Annotated in this window: 17 protein-coding genes; 11 read left to right on the top strand and 6 right to left on the bottom strand. The window is 67.2% G+C overall.

What is annotated here, in order from left to right:
• Nucleotides 1–4: 4 nt before the first annotated feature.
• The 3 genes from PV761_RS07265 to PV761_RS07255 all read left to right on the top strand — a co-directional run bounded on the left by PV761_RS07265 (nt 5) and on the right by PV761_RS07255 (nt 5,834).
• A complete protein-coding gene (locus tag PV761_RS07265; protein WP_347895529.1) occupies nt 5–1,177 on the top strand; it encodes an exonuclease SbcCD subunit D in 1,173 nt (390 codons plus the stop codon).
• Nucleotides 1,174–4,260, top strand: a complete 3,087-nt coding sequence (locus PV761_RS07260) for an SMC family ATPase (RefSeq protein WP_347895527.1) — start codon at nt 1,174–1,176, stop codon at nt 4,258–4,260. The genes PV761_RS07265 and PV761_RS07260 overlap by 4 nt, the downstream gene beginning before the upstream one ends.
• 179 nt (nt 4,261–4,439) lie before the next feature.
• Nucleotides 4,440–5,834, top strand: coding sequence for an MFS transporter (locus PV761_RS07255; protein WP_347895525.1), 1,395 nt, complete (start codon nt 4,440–4,442; stop codon nt 5,832–5,834).
• A gap of 19 nt (nt 5,835–5,853) precedes the next feature.
• On the opposite strand, the gene PV761_RS07250 is transcribed toward PV761_RS07255, so the two are convergent.
• On the bottom strand, nt 5,854–6,588 hold the full coding sequence (locus PV761_RS07250; protein ID WP_347895523.1) for an IclR family transcriptional regulator: 735 nt from the start codon (nt 6,586–6,588) through the stop codon (nt 5,854–5,856).
• Nucleotides 6,589–6,743: 155 nt separating this feature from the next.
• Between PV761_RS07250 and PV761_RS07245 the strand changes: the two genes are divergently transcribed.
• The 3 genes from PV761_RS07245 (at nt 6,744) to PV761_RS07235 (ending at nt 10,324) form a co-directional block, all read left to right on the top strand.
• Nucleotides 6,744–7,283 (top strand): flavin reductase, encoded by a 540-nt coding sequence (locus PV761_RS07245; protein ID WP_028270058.1) that lies wholly within the window; start codon nt 6,744–6,746, stop codon nt 7,281–7,283.
• Between the two features lie 58 nt (nt 7,284–7,341).
• Nucleotides 7,342–8,796, top strand: a complete 1,455-nt coding sequence (gene hpaB, locus PV761_RS07240; RefSeq protein ID WP_028270057.1) for a 4-hydroxyphenylacetate 3-monooxygenase, oxygenase component — start codon at nt 7,342–7,344, stop codon at nt 8,794–8,796.
• Nucleotides 8,797–8,989: 193 nt separating this feature from the next.
• Complete coding sequence (locus PV761_RS07235) at nt 8,990–10,324, top strand: MFS transporter (protein ID WP_028270056.1); 1,335 nt, start codon at nt 8,990–8,992, stop codon at nt 10,322–10,324.
• Nucleotides 10,325–10,428: 104 nt separating this feature from the next.
• On the opposite strand, the gene PV761_RS07230 is transcribed toward PV761_RS07235, so the two are convergent.
• The 5 genes from PV761_RS07230 to PV761_RS07210 all read right to left on the bottom strand — a co-directional run bounded on the left by PV761_RS07230 (nt 10,429) and on the right by PV761_RS07210 (nt 15,309).
• Complete coding sequence (locus PV761_RS07230; protein WP_028272962.1) at nt 10,429–11,256, bottom strand: alpha/beta fold hydrolase; 828 nt, start codon at nt 11,254–11,256, stop codon at nt 10,429–10,431.
• Nucleotides 11,257–11,260: 4 nt separating this feature from the next.
• Nucleotides 11,261–11,590, bottom strand: coding sequence for a biotin/lipoyl-containing protein (locus tag PV761_RS07225; RefSeq protein WP_347895519.1), 330 nt, complete (start codon nt 11,588–11,590; stop codon nt 11,261–11,263).
• Nucleotides 11,583–12,647: an alpha-ketoacid dehydrogenase subunit beta gene (locus PV761_RS07220; protein WP_347895517.1), complete on the bottom strand. Its 1,065-nt coding sequence runs from the start codon at nt 12,645–12,647 to the stop codon at nt 11,583–11,585. The genes PV761_RS07225 and PV761_RS07220 overlap by 8 nt, the downstream gene beginning before the upstream one ends.
• Nucleotides 12,640–13,596, bottom strand: coding sequence for a thiamine pyrophosphate-dependent enzyme (locus tag PV761_RS07215; RefSeq protein ID WP_347895696.1), 957 nt, complete (start codon nt 13,594–13,596; stop codon nt 12,640–12,642). The genes PV761_RS07220 and PV761_RS07215 overlap by 8 nt, the downstream gene beginning before the upstream one ends.
• Before the next feature lie 327 nt (nt 13,597–13,923).
• Nucleotides 13,924–15,309: an amino acid permease gene (locus PV761_RS07210; RefSeq protein WP_347895515.1), complete on the bottom strand. Its 1,386-nt coding sequence runs from the start codon at nt 15,307–15,309 to the stop codon at nt 13,924–13,926.
• Nucleotides 15,310–15,481: 172 nt separating this feature from the next.
• Here PV761_RS07210 and PV761_RS07205 point away from each other — a divergent pair, with 172 nt between their 5' ends.
• The 5 genes from PV761_RS07205 (at nt 15,482) to nadC (ending at nt 20,742) form a co-directional block, all read left to right on the top strand.
• A complete protein-coding gene (locus tag PV761_RS07205; RefSeq protein WP_347895513.1) occupies nt 15,482–15,952 on the top strand; it encodes an Lrp/AsnC family transcriptional regulator in 471 nt (156 codons plus the stop codon).
• 143 nt (nt 15,953–16,095) lie between these two features.
• Nucleotides 16,096–16,806: an NUDIX domain-containing protein gene (locus PV761_RS07200; protein ID WP_347895511.1), complete on the top strand. Its 711-nt coding sequence runs from the start codon at nt 16,096–16,098 to the stop codon at nt 16,804–16,806.
• Nucleotides 16,803–18,116 carry a quinolinate synthase NadA gene (gene nadA, locus PV761_RS07195; RefSeq protein ID WP_347895509.1) on the top strand — a complete coding sequence of 438 codons (1,314 nt, stop codon included), beginning with the start codon at nt 16,803–16,805 and terminating at the stop codon, nt 18,114–18,116. The genes PV761_RS07200 and nadA overlap by 4 nt, the downstream gene beginning before the upstream one ends.
• A complete protein-coding gene (locus tag PV761_RS07190; protein ID WP_347895507.1) occupies nt 18,113–19,831 on the top strand; it encodes an FAD-binding protein in 1,719 nt (572 codons plus the stop codon). The genes nadA and PV761_RS07190 overlap by 4 nt, the downstream gene beginning before the upstream one ends.
• Nucleotides 19,828–20,742 carry a carboxylating nicotinate-nucleotide diphosphorylase gene (gene nadC, locus PV761_RS07185; protein ID WP_347895505.1) on the top strand — a complete coding sequence of 305 codons (915 nt, stop codon included), beginning with the start codon at nt 19,828–19,830 and terminating at the stop codon, nt 20,740–20,742. Before PV761_RS07190 ends, nadC begins: the two co-directional genes overlap by 4 nt.
• Nucleotides 20,743–20,749 lie beyond the last annotated feature (7 nt).

The following is a 20,749-nucleotide window of genomic DNA, read 5'->3' as shown; positions in this document are numbered from 1 at the left end:
GAACATGCGGTTATTGCACACTTCCGATTGGCACCTGGGCCGGTCCTTCCACGGCGTCGGCATGCTGGACGCCCAGCAGGACTTCATTGACCAGCTGGTCGAATTCGTCAGCACGGAGAAAGTGGACGTCGTCCTGATTGCCGGAGATGTCTACGATCGCGCCCTGCCCGGCGTCGACGTGGTCCGGCTCCTGGATGATGCCCTGGTCCGCCTGACGGACGCCGGAGCGCAGGTGGTTCTCACCAGCGGAAACCACGATTCCGCCATCCGCCTGGGTTTCGCGTCGCGGCTCCTGGAACGCGGGGGAGTGCACCTGCGTACACGGCTCGCCGAACTCGACGTGCCGGTGCTGTTTCCGCTGGATACGGCGGAGGACGGTCCGCTGCTGGCCATTTACGGCATTCCGTGGCTGGAGCCGAGGCTGGTCGCCGAGCAGCTGGGCGTTGAGCCCGCCAGCCACTTCGAAGTGACGCGCGCGGCCACGGCAAAGATCCGGGCCGATGTGGCCACCCGTGCCAGCGGAAGGACCGTGCATTCCGTCGTGCTGGCCCATACGTTCGCGAGCGGCGGGATCAGCTCGGACAGTGAACGGGACCTGAGCATCGGTGGAGTCGGGGCGGTCCCCCTGGATCTCTTCGACGGTTTTGGCTACACCGCGCTCGGGCACCTGCACGGCAGGCAGTCGCTGTCGCCGACCGTGCGCTACTCCGGTTCACCCCTTGCCTATTCCTTCTCAGAGGCGAAGCACCGAAAAGGCGGCTGGCTGGTCGAAGTGGATGCCACCGGTATCACCGACGTCAGGGAGGTCCGATGGGACGCGCCGCGCGCGCTCGCGGTGCTGCGGGGCACGCTGGACCACCTCCTCACGGCCGAGGAGCACGCCTGGGCCGAGACCGCGTATTGCCAGATCACCTTGACGGATCCCCAGCGCCCCGCCCAGGCCATGGACAAACTGCGCGCCCGCTTTCCGGACACCCTGGTCCTCGGTTTCGATCCCGAAGGCGCCACGGCCGCCACCACGACGAGTTACAGCTCCAGGCTCGCCGCGGCGGATGACGATCTGTCCATCTGCTGCGGGTTCCTGGAGCATGTTCGGGGCCGCAGCACCGATGAGTCAGAAGCGGCTGTCCTCGCGGAAGCGCTCGAAGCCGTGCGTCTGGGGGAGATGTCACGATGAGGATCCACCGCCTGGAAATCTCCGCCTTCGGCCCTTTCGCCGGCACGGAGCACATCGACTTTGACCGGCTCAGCACTCATGGACTTTTCCTGCTGAACGGCGCAACCGGCGCCGGCAAGACCAGCGTGCTGGATGCCATCTGCTTTGCCTTGTACGGGTCGGTGCCGGGCGCACGCCAGGACGGAAAGCGACTCCGCAGCGACCACGCGGATGCCGCCGCCGAACCGCGGGTCACCTGCGAGTTTTCTGCCAAAGGCCGGCGCTTTGAAGTCTCCAGGATCCCTGCATGGAACCGGCCCAGCGCCAGGGGCAAAAACGGATTTACGGAGCAGAAGGCCAACACGCTGCTGCGGGAACGCGTTGACGGGCAATGGATAGAAAAGTCCGGCCGGAACGATGAGGCCGGAGCGGAAATCAGTTCAGTGCTGGGCATGGACCGGGAGCAGTTCACCCGGGTGGTCATGCTGCCCCAGGGGGACTTCGCTGCATTCCTCCGGTCAAAGCCCTCCGACCGGCTGGAACTGCTTCAAAGCCTCTTCGGCACGCAGCGGTTCGAAGCCGTCGAACAGGAACTGGTGCGTCAGGCGGCAGAGGCCCGCACGGAGGTGGCCGGCCTCAACACCCAGTTGGACCTGCTGCTGGCACAGGCCCGGGCTGAGGCGGCCCCGTCCGACGAGGATCTGCAGGACACCCCGCCCGTGCCGGACGGCGCCGATCACCTTCTTGCCTGGCTGCAGGATACCGCCGCCGCCAGGGCCGGGACATTGCAGGCCGAAGCGGACCAGGCCGCGGCAGCGCGCGCCGGCGCCGCCCGGCGCCTTGAGTCCGCGGCCGCACGTGCTGCCCGACAGGCAAAACTCGCCGCCGCGGAACTGCGGAAATCGGCCGCAGACGCCGCAGCCCCTGAACTCAGTGAAAAGGCCCGGCAGCTTGGCCTCCACCGCAAGGCCGAAGTGCTCGGCGGCCAACTGCAGGCCGTCGACAAAGCCGGGGACGCCGAAGAACGTGCATCCCGCGCCATGGCCGCCGCCGCCACCGAATTGAACGCCGCGGTTCTCGTGGACCCCGAGCTTGCCGCCCTGTCCGACGGAGCGGGCGCCACCACAAGCCGCCACGCCGGCGGCAGTGAAGGCGGACCCTACTTCGAAGCCGCAGTCCTGCGCAGCGAACTCAGCCGCCTGCGCTCCCTCCGCGCCGTGCTCGAGGAACGGCTGCCGGACGAAGCCAGGCTGTCCGGGCTGGCAGCCCGTAGCACAGAGCTTCGCAGCACCCTGGAACAGTTGAGGGAGGGACGGCGCGCCGGCGCCGTGGCCCTTGAGGCGCTGCGCGCGGAAACAGCCGGGCTGCTGGCTGGCGTGGCGCCCCTCGAGGAGCTGGCTGCCGAAGCCCAGCTGCGGACCAAGGAAGCCGCCGCCGCAGAGGAACTCGTGGCCGTCGTCGGCCGGTACGCCACAGCGGCGCGGCTATGTTCGGGCGTTGACGAACGGCACCGTGTTGCCCGGGACGATCAGCAAAACCACCGCCAGCGGTGGCTGGATCTGCGGGAAGAGCGGCTCGCCAACGCGGCTGCCGAGCTCGCTTCCCAGCTCAGGCCGGACACACCGTGCCCGGTGTGCGGCAGCCCCGCGCACCCCTCGCCGGCGCCCGCGGCCACGGCCGCGCTGGCCATCGCTGAAGCGGAACAGGCAGCCCAGGACGCTTGTGAGTCGGCAGAAGCTGTCCTCGCAACGCTGGACCAGGAGCTTGCCGAAGCCCGGCAGCAGGTCGCAATCCTGGCGGCACAGGGCGGCGACACCCCGCCGGAGGATGCCCGCACCGAAGCCGTCCTGGCGAAAGAACGTGCGCGCGAGGCCGTCCAGGCGGCAGCGGAACTCGTGGCCAGCCGTGAGCGGCTGGCGGATCTGGACGAACAGGTCGCAGCCGCCGAATCCAAGCAGGCGGCCGCTGAGTCCAGCATTGCGACGACGGAGTCCACCCGCACGGCGGTCCTCGAACAGGAAGCTGCGCTGGAGGCTACGCTGCAGAAGCTGCGTGCAGGCTACCCGACCCTTGGCAGCCGGCTCACCTCACTGGATCAGTCCACGGCCCTCCTGGAACGAACAGACGCCGCGCGGACCGGTCTCGAACAGGCCATGCTGCGGACCACGGAGGCCCGCCAGCAGCTGGACCAGGCGCTTCCGGAGTCCGGATTCGCCTCCGCAGAGGCGGCCCGATCAGTCCTGCTCCCGGCCCCTCACGCCGCCACGCTAGAGGCCGCCATCCGGGCGGGCCAGGATGAAGCAGCCCGCGTCGGCGAACTCTTCGCCGGTGAGGAACTCACACAGGCCGCCCGCGAGCTGGCGTCCGACGGCCCGATTGAGCCTGGCGTGCTCGAAGAGCTCCGTGCGGAGGACACCGCTGCGGAACATGCCGCCCGGCAAGCCGTCGTCGCGGCCGGACTCGCGGACAAATCCGTGCAGTCCATCCGGCGGATTGCCGGGGACTACACCCGGCTGGCAGCCTCAGGCCAGGGTCCGCGGGAACGCGCGGCGCTGCTCACCGCGGTGGCCGACGCCGCCCGCGGGGCCGGCGACAACTCCTACCGGATGAGCCTGAACAGCTACGTGCTCGCGGCCAGGCTGGAGCAGGTGGCCGTCGCCGCGTCCGAGCGGCTGGTCGGAATGAGCGATGGCCGGTACACCCTGCAGCACACGGACGCCAAGGCTGCCCGGGGAGCCAAGTCCGGCCTCGGCCTCGAGGTGGTGGACCAGTGGACCGGGCACCGCAGGGATACGTCCACGCTCTCCGGCGGTGAATCGTTCATGGCCTCGCTGGCCCTGGCGCTTGGCCTCGCCGACGTGGTGCAGCAGGAGTCCGGCGGAGTCGACATCGAGACACTCTTCGTGGACGAGGGCTTCGGCAGCCTGGACGAGCAGGCACTGGAACAGGTCATGGACGCTTTGGAGGGATTGCGCGACGGCGGCCGGGTGGTCGGCCTGGTGAGCCACGTGCCGGAAATGAAGCAGCGCATCAGCACCCAGCTCCAGGTGGTCAAGGGGCGGAACGGCTCCACGCTGCACATTTCCGACGACGCCCTGGTCTGAGCCCCAGTGGCCTGAGTCTCGGGCCCGGCGCGGCGGTTCCATGCTCCACCAGTCCACGCTCCACCGGCCGGGCCCGGCGTTCCGGAGCCTCGGCTACACTTTAAGGGTTACCGGGTCGCGCGCATCGGGAGGAGGGACGATGCGCATCTTTGAGCGAACCCGGAATAATGACCACTTCAATGTTTTCGCAGGCATCCACCGCACCTTCCCCTGCTACCACTGCAGCTGCCAGTGCAGCCGAAGCCGCAGCGCACCCCGCACCCCACGCCAAGCAGGATCTCCCGCGTGCCCATTCGAGCCGGGGTGGCCGGTACGCCCGGCTTCCGCTGCTGGCCGGCAAGGGCTTCATCCCGCTGGGACTCTTCGCCCGACTTCCCCTCGCCATGCTGACCGTTGGCGCCCTGACCCTGGTTACGGCCGTCACGGGCTCGTACGCGGTCGGCGGAGCGGCAGCCGGGGCCGTGGGAATCGGATCCGCACTGGGAGCACCAGTGCTCGGGGCCTGGGCAGACCGGCTCGGCCAGCGGCCGGCGCTGTTGGTTGCTGCAGTCTTTAACACGGCCGCTGTGGTGGCCCTGATCCTTACCGCATACCTGGTTCCGTCCGGCCAGGATCTGGCCGCGGCTGTACCGGCCCTCGTCGCGGCTTTCGTTGCCGGAGCCAGCTGCCCCCAGGTGGGCCCGCTGGCCCGGGTCCGCTGGATGGCCCTGACCGCCCGGGGCAGCACGGCCAGGAATGCAAAGGACCTGGACGCGGCACTGTCCTACGAAAGCACCGCGGATGAACTGACGTTCGTCCTCGGCCCCGCGTTGGTGGGCATCCTTGCGAGCCTGGTCGCTCCGTGGCTTCCGCTTGCCCTCGCCGCGGCCCTGACACTCACCTTGGTGCCCGCATTCGCCGTCCACCGCACACACCTGGCCGTACCGCTGAGCGTGCGCCGGCGCCGTCCCGTCGCAGGCCCCGGGACAGCCAGCGCCCGCGGGAATGGCATGGCAGCCGTTGCCCTGCCATTCCTGGCCATGGTGTGCATGGGAACTTTCTTTGGTTCCACCCAGACGGGCCTGAGCTCCTTCTCCGCAAGCTTTGCCACGGCCGAACTTGCCGGGCTGCTGTACGCGGTCATGGGGCTGAGCTCGGCTGCCGCGGCGCTGAGCGTTGCCTACTGGCCGACGCGCTTTACCCTGTCGGCACGGTGGATGGTGAGTGCCGTGCTCATGGCCTGCCTCGCGGTGCTCCTACTGGTGCCTGCTTCGGCGTTCTCCATGGTGCTGGTGCTGCTCGTCCTCGGACTGCCGGTGGGCCCGCTGATGGTCACCGTATTCGCTATCGGCGGCGTTGTGGCCCCGGCCGGGCGGCTGGGAACCGTCATGACAGCCCTCGCCAGCGGCATTGTCGCCGGCACGGCGCTGGGGTCCTCCGTTGCCGGTCAGCTGGCGCAGCACCAAGGGTATTCGGCGGCATTCCTCGTGCCGGTATGCGCCGCAGCGGCGCTGTTCCTGCTGGGGGCGGCCGCCGCCGTCGTCCTCCGAAACGGCAAGGCCCGCCGCGGAACCCAACTGGCCGGCAGCCGCTAACCAGCGGCACGCCGGCGCCTTAGAGCAGCTGCTTTTCGATGCGCGCGGCGCTGGACATCAGGGCGGCCGCCACTTCGGCCGGGTCCTGCGTTGAGCGGATGTAGACGACGGCGACCGAGGCCGGGCGGCCGCCCGGCACGTTGATGGGGGCCGCCAGCGAGGAAACCCCCGCAATGACTTCATCGTGGCTGGCCGCATAGCCGCGTTTCCGGGCCTCGGCCGCCTCGGGCCGGTAGGGGATGTCCGACGCCAGCAGGTTCCAGCCCTGCTCCGTGAGGGCGGACTGGATGGCGATCCCCGGGGCGCCGGCGCTGATCGGGTGCCGTGAACCGGGGTGCTGGACCACGGTGGCCGCCGAGTGCCGGGGCTCCACCGTCACCAGGGTGATGCAGTCCTGGTGGTCCCACACCGCGACGAAGGCCGTCATGTTCAGGGTGTTGGCAAGCTGCGTGAGCTCAGGCAATGCGGCTGACTGCAGATTGCGCGAGACGCCGCGCGCCAGGACGGCCAGTCCGGGGCCGGGCTGGACCTTGCCGGAGTCGTCCCGGACCAGCAGGGAGTGGTCCTCCAGTGTGCGCAGGATGCGGTAGGCCACGGAACGGTGGACCCCCATCGCATCGGCAAGTTCGGCAATGGTGAGCGGCTGCTCTGCTTCCGCGAGAATTTCCAGCGCGCGTATCCCGCGCGAGAGGGTCTGCGACGGGGAAGCCTGGGCGGTCGCGGCCTGTGTGCCGCCGCCGGCAGTCTGAGTCATGCTGTCCATCCTAGGCCGGGTTCCGGGGCGCTCCACCCGGAGGGTCTTGTGTTGCGCCCCACTTTGGGTTAGCGTTCCATATGGGAACTATATGTTCAACTATAGAACAGTTGGGTCGTCGAGATCGACTATAGAGCGGACAATCCAAGGGATCAATGATGATTTCCACACCACGTCCGGGAGAGGCCTCCGAAGTTGCGGGCAGGACGTCTACGCCGAAGGACCACCATTTCCGCGGGAGCCTCGGCAGGTTTGCCACCGGCGTCGCGATCGTGACCTTCGACGGCGCCACCAAGCGCCACGGCATCACCGTGAACTCGTTTACGTCCGTGTCCATGGAGCCGCCCCTGGTCCTGGTCAGCATTGCCCGGACCGCCAAGGCGCACGATGAGCTTGCCGGCCGTCCGTTCACGGTGAACATCCTGGGGGCCGAGCAGCGGCACCTCGCCACGCATTTCGCCGGCCGCCCCGGGTACGAGCCCCGGTGGGTGGAGGGTGCCACGGCGCCGCGCCTCGCCGGGGTCCTGGCGTACTTCGAGTGCAGGCCCTGGGCTGCCTACGACGGCGGCGACCACACCCTGTATCTCGGCGAGGTGGCGGACTTCGACTACCGCCACGGCGACGCCCTGGCGTTTGCCAACGGCACCTACACCACCATCCCGGACCGGGAGCTGGGCATGGAGGACCTCCTCTAGTCCGGCACCCCTATCCGAACAAACCCGCTGCAGCTCAACGAGGACTGGAGGAAGAAAAATGGGTATCCGCACCGGCCGGCAGTACCTGGACAAGCTCAACGCCATGAAGCCCCATGTGGTGATCGACGGGGAGGTGGTCAGTGAAAAGGTCGCTGAGCATCCGGCGTTCCGCAACGTGGCCAGGTCCTACGCGAAGCTCTTCGACATGCAGCACGACCCCGCGTACCAGGAGGCGCTGACATACACCTCGCCCTCCACCGGCGACCTGGTGAACGCGTCCTTCCTGGTTCCCCGGACCATCGAGGACCTGCAGCGCCGGCGCCGGGCCATTTCCACCTGGGCCGAGTCCTCCAACGGCTTCCTGGGCCGCTCGGGGGACTATATGAACTCATCCCTGACGGCGCTCAGTACCGCGGAGAAATGGTTCTCGCAGGCCGACCCCAAGTTCGGCGAAAACATCCGCAACTACTACGAGTGGGCGCGGGAAAATGACGTCCTGGCCACGCACACGCTCATCCCGCCGCAGGTCAACCGCTCCGTCTCGGGCTCAGAGCAGATGGGCGGACAGTTGTCGGCCCACATCGTCGAGGAGCGGGACGGCGGCATTGTGATCAGCGGTGCCCGGATGCTGGCCACGATCGCGCCCATTGCCGACGAACTCCTGGTGTTCCCGTCCACCGTGCTGCGGGGCACCCCGGAGGACGCCCCGTATTCCTACGCGTTCGCCATCCCCAACGATGCTCCGGGCCTGCGGTACCTCTGCCGCACCTCGCTGTACAACGGCGGCAGTACCCATGACGAGCCCCTGGCCTCGCGCTACGAGGAAATGGACGCGGTGGCCATCTTCGACAACGTATTCGTGCCGGGCGAACGGATCTTCATGCTCGGCCACCCGGAGCTCTGCAACAGCTTCTACACGGAGACCGGTGCGGGCGCCCTCATGACACACCAGGTGGTCACCCGGACCATCGCCAAGAGCGAGTTCTTCCTCGGCCTGGCGTCGGAGCTGGCCGAGTCCATCGGGATCGACGGCTTCCAGCACATCCAGGAGGACATCGCCGAACTGATCATCGACGTCGAAATCGGCAAGGCCCTGGTTCGCGCATCGGAAGCTGACGCCGGCCTCAACGACGCGGGCGTGATGCTGCCCAAGTGGACCACGCTCAATGCCGCCCGGAACTGGTACCCCAAAATCGCCCAGCGCTTCCCGCAGATCATCCGGAAGTTCTCCGCATCCGGGCTGATGGCGCTGCCGGGTGAGGCCGATGTCAACAGCGGGGCCAGGGCGGACATCGACATGTACCTGCAGGGTAAGACCCTCACCGGCCCCGAGCGGGTCCGCCTGTTCAAGCTGGCCTTTGATGCCTCCATCTCAGGGTTTTCGGGCCGGCAGTCCCTCTATGAGTACTTTTTCTTCGGTGATCCCGTCCGGATGGCCGGTGCCCTCGTCAACAGCTATGACCGCGAACCGGTCCGGGCCAGGGTCCGTGAATTCCTGAGCAGGCCGGACTGACCGTCCGGCCCGCCGGGTCCATGTTGCCGCCGCCCACGAGCCCGGCGTCCATGTTGGCCCAAAAGTCCTAGTGCGCTTTGTCACACATTCGAGTATCCTCATACCAACTGACCGTTCGATCGGTAATTCGCTCGGCGTCAATCCACATTCGGCAGTAGCACTACCAGGCGCTGCCCACAGCCACGGAGTTCCAATGACCGCAACTTCACACGTCGATTCAGAGGCGGGTCCCAGCAGCAAGCATGAGGAACGCAAAGTCCTCGCAGGGACGCTGGTCGGTACCACCATCGAGTGGTACGACTTCTTCATCTTCGCCCAGCTGACGGCAACGCTGCTGTCCCCGCTGTTCCTGACCCCGCTGCAGCAGTCCAACCCCGGCCTTGCGCAGATTCTTTCCTTCGCGCTGATCGGCATCAGCTTCCTGTTCCGTCCGCTCGGCGCCGTTATCGCGGGCCACCTGGGCGACCGCCTGGGCCGCAAGGCCATGCTGGTCTTCACCCTCATCATGATGGGTGCGGCCACCGCCCTGATCGGTATGCTGCCGACGTATGCCCAGATCGGTGTCTGGGCTCCGATCCTCCTGATCACCCTCCGCATCATCCAGGGCTTCTCCGCCGGTGGCGAATGGGGCGGCGCGGCGCTGATGGCCGTGGAGCACGCTCCCAAGAGCAAGCGCGGCCTGTTTGGCGCCTACCCGCAGATCGGCGTTCCCGTCGGCATGATCCTGGCCACGGGCCTGCTGTACTTCCTGAACACCAGCATGTCCAAGGAAGACTTCGCGGCCTGGGGCTGGCGTGTGCCGTTCCTGCTGTCCATCGTGCTGATCGTGGTGGGCTACCTGATCCGCCGCGCGGTGGCTGAAAGCCCGGTCTTCAAGGAAATGATCGAGCGCAAGGAAAAGGCCAAGGCTCCGCTGGGACAGCTGATCAAGTCCCACAAGAAGTCCGTGCTCTACTCCACCATGATCTTCATCGGCAACAACGCGGCGGGCTACCTGCTGATCGCCTTCTTCATCTCCTATGCCACAAAGACTCTGAAGATGCCGGTCGCCGAGATCCTGCTGGCCACCACCCTGGCTTCGTTCGGCTGGCTGATCTTCACGCTCGTAGGCGGCTGGCTCTCCGACAAGATCGGCCGGGTCAAGACGTTCCTGATCGGCTACGGCATTGTGTTCGCCTGGATGATCCCGATGTTTGCCCTGATCGACACGAAGAACATCATGCTGTACGGCGTGGCGCTCTTTGTGCTCACCGTCGGCCTCGGGCTGTCCTACGGCCCGATGTCCGCCATGTACGCCGAAATGTTCCCCGCCAACGTGCGCTACTCGGGCATTTCCATCGGCTACGCATTCGGTGCCATCCTGGGCGGTGCGTTCGCGGCCACCATCGCCGAGTCGCTGATGCAGAGCACCAAGTGGACCGGCTCCATCGGCATCTACATCATGATCCTGTGCGTGATTTCCGCAGTCGGTGTTCTCCTGGCCGGCGAAACCAAGGGCCGCCCGCTGGGCGTCAGCAGCCACCACTAGGCGGCAGGCTGACAGTGCAGCCTTCCTGACAGTGCAGCCTTCCTGACAAGCACGACGGCGGGCGCGGACCACTTCGGTCCGCGCCCGCCTTTTTGTGCCTGGAACTAAACCCCGAGGAACTCCGTTGCAGCCTGCTTGAACGTCCTGCTGGTGATCACATTGCTGTGGTTGCGGCCGGGAATCAGCAGCTGCTCCACGAGCGCCCCTGATTTGGCACCCAGTTCGGCGAGCTCGGGCATGGTCGCGGCGCGGTCGTCCTTTTCCCCGGCCACGAGCAGCATGGGCATGTGGGGAATGGCTTCGGCCGGGTCGAAGGGTTCCCCCTTGATTGCCTCCACGAGCGACAACAGCGCAAAGATGTTGTTGCTGGGCAGCCCCTGGGCCATCTTCAGCAGCCCCGCCGTGGACTCGTCCGCGATGGGCGTGCCGTCCGCCAGGTAGCGCTGTGCGGCCACCAGGTCAAAGGCCGCCAGCGGATCGGCAATGTTGGGGCCGCCGAGCACCAGGCGGTGAACGAGCTCCGGCTGCGTGGCGCCGAATTCCCAGGCGAGCCGGGACCCCAGGGAGTAGCCGACCACGTCGAGCCCGCTGGCGGGGTCGCCGTCCCGCAACGGGCGGACGCCGGCGTCGAACGCCACCTGCAGGAGGTCCGCGCGGATCCGGCTGGGGCTGTACGAGTCCATGTCTTCCGGCGCCCCGCTGCGGCCGTGGCCGGGCAGGTCAACGGTGATGACGCGGCGGCCGGCTTCCAACAGGGCGGCCAGCCAGCCGGTGTCCTGCCAGTTGAGCTTGGTGGAGGAGGAGAATCCGTGCAGCAGCAGGACCGGGCGCAACCCGGCGTCGGCTTCCGGCTCGTGCACCTCCACGTAAAGCTGGGGGTCGGTGCCCTCCACGGTGTGGTGGTGCTGCTCGCCGGTGTGCCTGCCGCTCATGGTGTCAGTCCTCATCAAGTACGGCGCTCAGGCGGACCCGGCGCTTTGGTGCCTCTTCCTTCGGGACCGTGCCCACGATGCCGGCAGTGTGGTCCGGCACCTCAAACACAATCAGGGGCTCGCCGACATTGATCTTGTCACCGGGCCCGCCGTGGATACGCACCACTTTACCTGCCTGCGGACTGGGCAGTTCAACAGCGGATTTGGTGGTTTCCACTTCGACCAGCGGCTGGTTGCGCTCCACCTGGTCGCCCGGGGAAACCAGCCATTCCAGCACAGTTGCCTCGATCAGGCCCTCGCCGAGGTCGGGGAGCGGGAAGGAAATTTCAGCCACGTTTGTACTCCAATACTCGCTGGATGCCGAAGAGGATCCGGTCAATGTTCGGGATGTATTCATCTTCCAGATCGCCCGAGGGATACGGCACGTCGAAGCCGGTGACGCGCTCCACGGGGGCCTTGAGCGTGTCGAAGCAGGCCTGCGTGATGAGCTGGGCCACTTCGGCGCCAAGTCCGGAGGTAAGCGGCGCTTCATGGACGACGACGGCGCGCCGCGTCTTCCGTACGGACGCCGCCAGCGCGGCTTCATCGATGGGCTTCAGCCAGCGCAGGTCGAGGACCTCGATGTCGATCCCGTCCTCGGCGGCCAGTTCGGCCACCTGGAGGCAGCGCGCCACCATGGCGCCCCAGGCGACGAGCGTGAGGTGGCGGCCGGCACGCATGACCTTCGCGCCGGCGGGGGAACCGCCGGCGGGGGAGCCTGCCGGGTCCGCTGAGTCGAAGTCGACATCGCCTTTTTGCCAGTAGCGGGACTTCGGTTCCATAAAGACCACCGGATCCGGCCGCGCGGCGGCGTACTTGAGCAGGTGGTAAGCCTCGTGCGGGTTCGACGGCGAGACCACCTTCAGGCCCGGCACGTGCGCGAAGAGCGCCTCGAGGCTTTCGCCGTGGTGTTCTGGGGCGCGGATGCCGCCGAAGCTGGGTACGCGCAGGGTGATGGGCATCGGCATGGTGCCGCGGCTGCGGTAGTTCATCCGGGCAATCTGGCAGACGATCTGGTTGATGGCCGGATAGGCGAAGCCGTCGAACTGGACCTCCGGGATGGGATGGAAGCCGGCCATGGCCAGCCCCACGGACATGCCGAGGATGCCGGACTCGGCGAGGGGGGTATCAAACACCCTGCCGCTGCCGTACTTCGCCTGGAGGCCGTCCGTAACGCGGAACACGCCGCCGAGCCGGCCGCAGTCCTCACCGAAGACCAGCGCTTTCGGGTTCGCGGCGAGCACCTCGGCCAGGGCAAGGTTCAGTGCCTGTTGCATGGACAATTGTTCAACTCCGCGGCGTGGAGTTCCGTCAGCCATGGCGGCCCCGCTTTCAAGGATGGCATTAGACATGTTCGGACTCCTCGCGCCAGTTGGCGGCCTGGGCCTGCAGTGCAGGGGTGGTTTCCTGGAAGACCAGGTCGAACATTTCGGTGCCGGGGCGGGAGCCGAGCGCCTGGATCCCGGCACGGATGTGTTCCTCCTCGGCTTTGGCGGCTGCGAGTGCTTCGGCGAAGAAGGCTTCGTCGGCAACACCGTCGGCGAGCAGCCGCCTCCGGAACCGTTCCAGCGGGTCTTCGCCGGCGTCGTCGCGCTCTTCATTGAGCGACCGGTACCGGCCCGGGTCATCGGAAGTGGAGTGCGGGCCGCGGCGGTAGGTCATGGCCTCGATGAGCACCGGACCGTTGCCGGCACGCGCATGCGCGAAGGCGCGCCGCGTCGCTTCGACCACGGCAACGACGTCGTTCCCGTCGATCCTCAGTGCCGGCATGCCGTAGCCTGCGGCCCGGGCTGCGACGGAGCCGCCGGCTACCTGGCGTTCGGTGGGGACCGAGATGGCCCAGCCGTTGTTCTGGACGAAAAAGACGACTGGAGCCTTCATGACCGCCGCGAAGTTCATCGCCTCGTGGATGTCGCCCTGGGACGACGCGCCGTCGCCGAAGTACGTCATGGCCACGCCGTCCTTCTGATCCAGCGTCTGGCCGTGGGCCCAGCCCACGGCGTGGAGCACCGACCCGCCCACCACGGCCTGGATGGGTGCGAGCCGGGACTGCAGCGGGTCATAGAGCCCGCCGTGCCACGTGGCCTTGTGCGTGGACATATAGGCGACCATGTCCACGCCCATGGCCCTGGCCACACCCATTTCGCGGTAGGTGGGGAAGACAAAATCCCGGGTGGTGTCCACGGCGTAGCCGCTTCCCACCTGCGCGGCCTCCTGGCCAAGTTCCGGGGCATAGCCGGGGATGATCCCCTGGCGCTGCCAGGCGATGGCCGAGGAGTCCAGGTGCCGGACTGCCACCATCAGCGAAAACAGCTCGCGAAGCTGCCCGGCGGTCAGGGGTTCGGAACGTAGTCCCGACAGTTGCCCGGCGTCGCTGCCGCTGAAAGGGGAAGGCAAGGTATCCATGGTTGTGACCCTAGTCACGGGCGAAAGGCCGGGCAATCAGTTCAGGATCCACTGACCAGATTGCGAAAAGCTGCCATGGCATGGGCCGTACCGCATAGCAATTTGCTAAGTGAGCCTGGATTGCTGCACGCAGTCTCCCTGCGGCCATTCCCCAACTGGGTAGCAGCAGGTGTCGTTTTGAGGGCTCAAAACGACACCTGCTGCTACTTACTTGGGCGGAAGCTACCTGGCTTCGCTGCCCTGGCGGGACGCTGTCACCTTGGCGCCGATCTTGCAGGCCGCTGCAATCGCGGCGACCAGGATGATGGTGCTCACCAGCTGGCGGCTGCTCTCGGGGCTGCTGAAACCTACGGCGAAGATCAGGGCCAGCAGGACCAGCCCGAAGATCGTCAGGCCCGGGAAGCCCTTCATCCGGAGCGGAAGCTCGGTGCCCTCACGATCCGCCTTGCGGCGCAGGATCAGCTGGGAGACGAGGGCGGAGCCCCAGACCATCAGGCAGGTTGAGCCCACCAGCTGGAAGAGCGCCGGGAGGATCTGTTCCGGAAAGAGGAGTTCCAGTACGGCGGCGATGAAGCCGAAGGCCACGGAGACGCCCACGGCAACCATGGGCACCCTGGCCTTGTTCAGCTTCGACAGGAAACGCGGGGCTTCCTCGCGCTGGGCCAGCGAATAGATCATGCGGGACGCGCCGTAGAGGTTCGCGTTGAGCGCGGACAGCAGTGCAACGACCGCCACCAGGGTAATGGCCGTGCCGGCTCCCGGAATCCGTGCGGCATCGAGGACGCCGGCGAACGGCGAGGCGAGGGATGCGGAGGTCGCGGGCAGGACGGCGGCAATGACAAAGACCGAGCCGATGTAGAACACCAGGATCCGCCACAGCACCGTACGGATCGCCTGGGCCACACTGTGGCGGGGGTTGTCGGTTTCGGCGGCGGCAACGCTGACGATCTCGGTGCCGCCGAAGGCGAAGATCACCACGAACAGCGCAGTGGCAATTCCGCCGAGGCCGGCGGGGGCGAAGTTTCCGGTGATGTTGCCCAGGCCCGGGCTTGGTGCGTCAGGCAGCAGGCCCAGCAGGAGCGCCGTGCCGATCCCCAGGAACATCAGGATTGCGGCCACCTTGAGGATGGCGAACCAGAACTCGAATTCGCCGAAGTTGTTGACGCCGGCCAGGTTGATGGCGGTGAAGAGGGCCATGAACACCAGGGAGAGCACCCAGACGGGAATCACCGGCCACACCGTAAAAAGGAGGCCCGCCGCGCCGAGGGCTTCGGCGGCGATGACCACTACCAGCTGCAGCCACCACAGCCACCCCACGGTTGCGCCGGCAGTCCTGCCCATCGCCTTTTCCGCGTACACAGAGAATGCTCCGCTGTTCGGGTTGGCGGCAGCCATTTCGCCCAACGCCCACATGACCAGGATGATCAGCGTGCCGGCCACGAGGTAGGAGATCAGGACGGCCGGCCCGGCGGCCTGGACGCCAGCGCCTGAGCCGAGGAACAGGCCCGCCCCGATGGCGCTGCCCAGCCCCATCATGGTCAGCTGGCGGGGCTTCATGCTGTGGCCGAGCGAAGTGGATGGGCGCTCTGCGGTGGACTTCATCGTCATGCTTGCGAACCTTCTTGTGGTCGGTGGTTGGTCCTTTTGGGACATATTGAATTTACCGTCCCGCGCAGGCCTCCTCGCACAGCTTCCGTGAGAGCATGGTGGCAGTTTGCAGGAGTATCGCCCGCTTGCGCGGCGATTTGTAAACTATTGGGCCGGGCTGAAAGGGAAATCAATGAATGTGGACGCAATGGACGCCAAAATTGTCCGATTCTTCACGGATTCGCCCAGGGCGTCGGTGCTGGAAGCCTCGCGCGTCCTGAAGCTCGCCCGCGCCACCGTCCAGTCCCGGCTGGACCGGATGACGGCCGGAGGAGTCATCGGTTCGTGGGTGCCGCAGCCGGACCCCTCCCATTTCGGCTACCCGGTGGTGGCGTTCTGCTCGCTCACCATCAACCAGGACCTGGGGCACGATGCCGTGGTCGAAGCGCTGGCAGGGATTCCTGAACTGATCGAGATCCACACCGTTTCCGGCAGCTCGGACCTGATGGCTCGGATCGCGGCGCGGTCCAACCCCGACCTGCAGCGTGTCCTTGATGCCATGATCGCCACGAAGACCGTGCTGAGGTCCTCGTCCGTGATTGTCCTGAACACACACTTCCAGGGCCGGACGCTGCCGCTGCTCGAAGCGGCAGCCGCAATGTGACCTGAAGCATTTTGTGTAGGGGCCCTGCAGTCGTACCATTAGTTCTAGTCATATTGACTATAACTAACCGGAGTACCCGCGGACGGGTCACCGGTCGAAGCCCAGAGGCACCGTCGCGTGCGAAGAAAGCGGGGTGAACCGCCGTGTATACAAGCTCTGCCAACGTTGCCGAGCGCCAGGCCGCACCGCCGTCGCTCGCCATTTCCACGGTGATCTTCGCCCTCCGTCCCAGCGAGAAATCCGGGCGGCCCACGCTGTGGCTCCCGCTGGTACGCCGCATCCGTGAGCCGTTCAAGGATCTGTGGGCACTGCCCGGAGGCCCGCTGACCCACGCTGAATCCCTTCAGGACGCGGCGTCGCGGAACCTGCGGGAAACCACCGGGCTGGCGCCGAACTACCTCGAACAGCTCTACGCCTTCGGCGGCCTGCACCGCTCGCCGTCCCAGCGTGTGGTGTCCATCGTGTACTGGGCGCTGGTCCAGCCGACGGAAGCCGCGCTCGCCGACGAATCAGAGAACGTCAAGTGGTTCCGGGCAGACCGCCTGGGAGAGCTGGCCTTCGACCACAACGCGATCGTGGACTATGCCCTCGGGCGCCTGCGCAACAAGCTGGCCTACGGTTCGGTGGCCTACCACCTGCTGGGGGAGTACTTCACCCTGGCCCAGGTCCGGGAGGTCTACGAAGCCGTCCTTGACCGGGAGCTGGATCCCGCGAATTTCCGCCGCCAGCTCAAGTCCACGCCGGAAATCGAAGAAACCGGCGAATACCTGCAGGGCGGAAAACACCGCCCTCCCCGCCTCTACCGCTTTACCGGCCGCCCCGGCCTTGACCCAGATAACAGGAGCACACCATGAGCAGCGTCAACACGGCAATCCAGTTGATCACTCGCGAACAGGCCGCCAGCAGTGTCACAGGTATTGCAACAGCCGCCTCCACCTGCAGCCCGGCACTGGCCCGCGGGCCATGGGATTACGATCTCGCCGAGGCCCTCGCCGGTGTGCCCGCGTACGGCCCGGGTGCTTCCAGCTCGGACGTCGCCCCCGCGGCCACCCCGCGCCAGGGGCAGCTGCCCGAGGAATACAAGAAGGCCAGCGACGCCGAACTGGACACCCGCATCCGGGCGGCCAAGGCTGCCCTCGGGGACAAGGCCGTCATCCTCGGACACTTCTACCAGCGGGACGAGGTGATTGAGTACGCCGATTTCGTGGGCGACTCCTTCCAGTTGGCCAATGCCGCGCTGACCCGGCCGGACGCCGAGGCCATCATCTTCTGCGGCGTCCACTTCATGGCCGAAACCGCGGACATCCTGTCGAAGCCGGACCAGGCAGTCATCCTGCCGAACCTTGCAGCGGGCTGCTCCATGGCGGACATGGCGGACATCGATTCCGTGACTGACTGCTGGGAGCAGCTCGAAGAGCTCTACGGCACCGAACCCGACGCCGACGGCCGGGTTCCGGTCATCCCCGTCACCTACATGAACTCCTCCGCGGCGCTCAAAGGCTTCTGCGGGGACCACGGCGGCATCGTCTGCACGTCCTCCAACGCCGCCACCGTGCTCGAATGGGCCTTCCAGCGCGGCCAGCGGGTCCTGTTCTTCCCCGACCAGCACCTGGGCCGCAACACCGCCAAGGCCATGGGCGTGCCGATGGAGCAGATGCCCATGTGGAACCCGCGCAAGGACCTTGGCGGCAACGACGAACAGACCCTGCTGGATTCCCGCGTGATCCTCTGGCACGGCTTCTGCTCGGTGCACAAGCGCTTCAACGTGGGGCAGATCGAGAAGGCCCGCGCCGACTTCCCTGGCGTCAACGTGATTGTGCACCCGGAGTGCCCCATGGAGGTGGTGGACGCCGCCGATTCCGCCGGCTCCACCGACTTCATCCGGAAGGCCATTGCCGCCGCCACGGAACCCACCACGTTTGCGATCGGCACCGAGATCAACATGGTCAACCGGCTGGCGGCAGAATACCCGCAGCACACCATCTTCTGCCTGGACCCGGTCATTTGCCCCTGCTCCACCATGTACCGGATCCACCCGGGCTACCTGGCCTGGGTGCTGGAAGCGCTGGTCAACGGCGAAGTCCTCAACCGCATCACTGTGGATGATGACGTTGCCGCGCCGGCGCGCGTGGCCCTCGAGCGGATGCTGGCGGCGCGGCCGTGACCAGGCGGCTTGTGGTTGCCGGCAGCGGTATTGCCGGACTCTACGCGGCGCTTCTGGCGGCCGACGCCGACGACGGCTCCGCAGCGGAAGTGGTCCTGCTCAGCAAGGGGCAGCTGGAGCACAGCAACACTTTTTACGCCCAGGGCGGCGTGTCGGCCGTGCTGGAACCGGGCGAAGCCGCGCCCGGCGACTCCGTGGAGGCCCATATGGCCGACACTCTGGCAGCCGGGGCCGGCCTGAACAACCTGGAGGCCGTGCGGATCCTCTGCTCGGAGGCGGTGCAGGACATCGCCGGGCTGCGCCGGTACGGGGTCACCTTCGATGCCGACGCGCAGGGGGACACCGCACTGGGACTGGAAGCTGCCCACTCGGCGCCGCGCATCCTGCACGCCGGCGGGGACGCCACCGGCGCCCGCATTGCCCGCGGACTGATCGCCGCGGTCCTGGAACGGGCGGTGTCCGGCCGGCTCCGGCTGGAAACAGGCGCATTCGTCACGGAACTGACGACGGCGGACGGCCGGGTCACCGGCGTGACCTACCTGCAGAACGGCGAACTCAAGCACCTGGCAGCCACTGGCGTGCTCCTCGCCACCGGCGGTGCCGGAAGGATTTTCGCACGCACCAGCAACCCCTCGGTAGCCACGGCCGACGGCCTGGCGCTGGCCTGGCGCGCAGGCGCCGCCGTGAGCGATCTCGAGTTCTTCCAGTTCCACCCCACCACCATGGCGATGACGGAGACGGCCGGCGGTCCGCCGCCGCTCCTCGTGTCCGAAGCCGTCCGCGGCGAGGGCGCGGTGCTTCTCGATGCCGACGGCCACCGCTTTATGCCGGACTATCACCCCGACGCCGAACTTGCACCGCGCGACGTCGTCTCCCGCAGCATCGCGCTGCACCTGGCCCGGACCGGGGCCCCGGCGGACAGCCCGGTGTTCCTGGACGCCCGGGGCATTGCTGCCGCCAAGGGCTCCGGCTTCCTGGCCCGGCGGTTCCCCACGATCACCGCCGCCACGGCCGCGGCAGGATACGACTGGACGGCCGAACCGCTTCCGGTGTCTCCGGCAGCCCACTACTGGATGGGCGGTGTGGCCACGGACCTGGACGGACGGACCACCGTCCCGGGACTCTACGCAGCGGGTGAAGTGGCCTGCACCGGCGCCCAGGGCGCCAACCGGCTCGCCAGCAACTCGCTGCTCGAAGGGCTGGTCTTCGGGCGGCGTGGAGTGGAGGCGTTCCTGTCACCCGGGCCGGGTTGGGTGTCGCCTGCCGGCGTTCCTCCGCGTGCTGTCTCGGCCGCGGGCGGCCTCACCTTGACGCACGCTTCCGGAACACCCGCAGTCGACGACGGACGGCTCACGTCGGGTGGCAGTTCGGAAACACCACGGGACGATGCGGCCGAAGGTGTTGTTGGTTTTGTGCCTGATCCCGGGGCGTTTTCCCGGGACGCTCTGGGGCGGTTGATGACAGGTGCTGCCGGGGTGTTGCGGACGGGTCCTGAACTCGATGCCGCTGCCGCTCGGTTGGCCCAGTGGGCCGACTCCATCGGTGCCACCGAGCCCAGGAACCCGCGGGAGTTTGAAGACCGCAACCTGCTGCTGGCCGCCCGGCTGCTCGTGGAGGCCGCCCGGAACCGGACTGCCTCCGTGGGCGCCCACTACCGCGCGGATACGGATCCCGCGGCCGCCCCTTCACCTTCGATGCAAAGGATTTCCTCATGACCACCACCGCCCAGGAAACACCGGCCCGGACGGGCGTTGAGCTCACCGGCAGCCTCCCCGAAGCGGCCGTGCTGGGTGTGCTGCGCGCCGCGCTCGCCGAGGATGCCCCCTACGGTGACATCACCTCGCAGGTCCTGATTCCTGCGCAGGCACGCGCGACGGCGGTGCTGAACGCCCGTGTCCCGGGTGTCCTGAGCGGGGGAGCCGTGTTCGCTGCCGCCATGAAACTCACGGACCCGGACGCCGTCGTCGAACTGCTGGTGGCGGACGGCGAAAGGTTCGGCGCAGGTACGCCGCTGGCCAGGGTGACCGGCAACGCCCGGGCAGTCCTGCTGGCCGAGCGCGTGGGCCTGAACCTGGTCCAGAGGATGAGTGCGATCGCGACAAAAACGGCGGAATTCGTGGACCTTGTCCAGGGAACCAAGGCCCGGATCACCGACACCCGGAAAACGACGCCGGGCCTGCGCGTGCTGGAACGCTACGCAGTGCGCTGCGGCGGCGGAGCCAACCACCGCTTCAGCCTGTCCGATGCCGTGCTGGCCAAGGACAACCACCTCGCGGTCATCACGGGCGGGGACCCGGCCAAACTCACTGCAGTGCTGAAGTCCGCGAAGGCGCAGCTCGGCCACACCACGCACTTCGAGGTTGAAGTGGACCGGATGGAGCAGGTGGAGCCTGTGCTCGCCGCGGGAGTGGACACGATTATGCTGGACAACTTCACGCTGGAGGAACTGGCCGCCGGTGTGGCGCTTGTGGACGGCCGGGCCCGGGTGGAAGCCAGCGGCAACGTCAACCTCGGTACGGTGGCAGCAATCGCGGCCACCGGTGTGGACGTCATTTCCATCGGCGGCCTCACCCACAGTGTCATCGCCCTCGACCTGGGCCTCGACGTTGAACTGACGGTGGGCTGAACCCGCC

Origin of the sequence: Arthrobacter sp. CC3 (genome assembly GCF_039907775.1) — a bacterium.
Lineage (GTDB): Bacteria > Actinomycetota > Actinomycetes > Actinomycetales > Micrococcaceae > Arthrobacter.
This window is presented reverse-complemented; position numbering and strand designations above follow the sequence as displayed.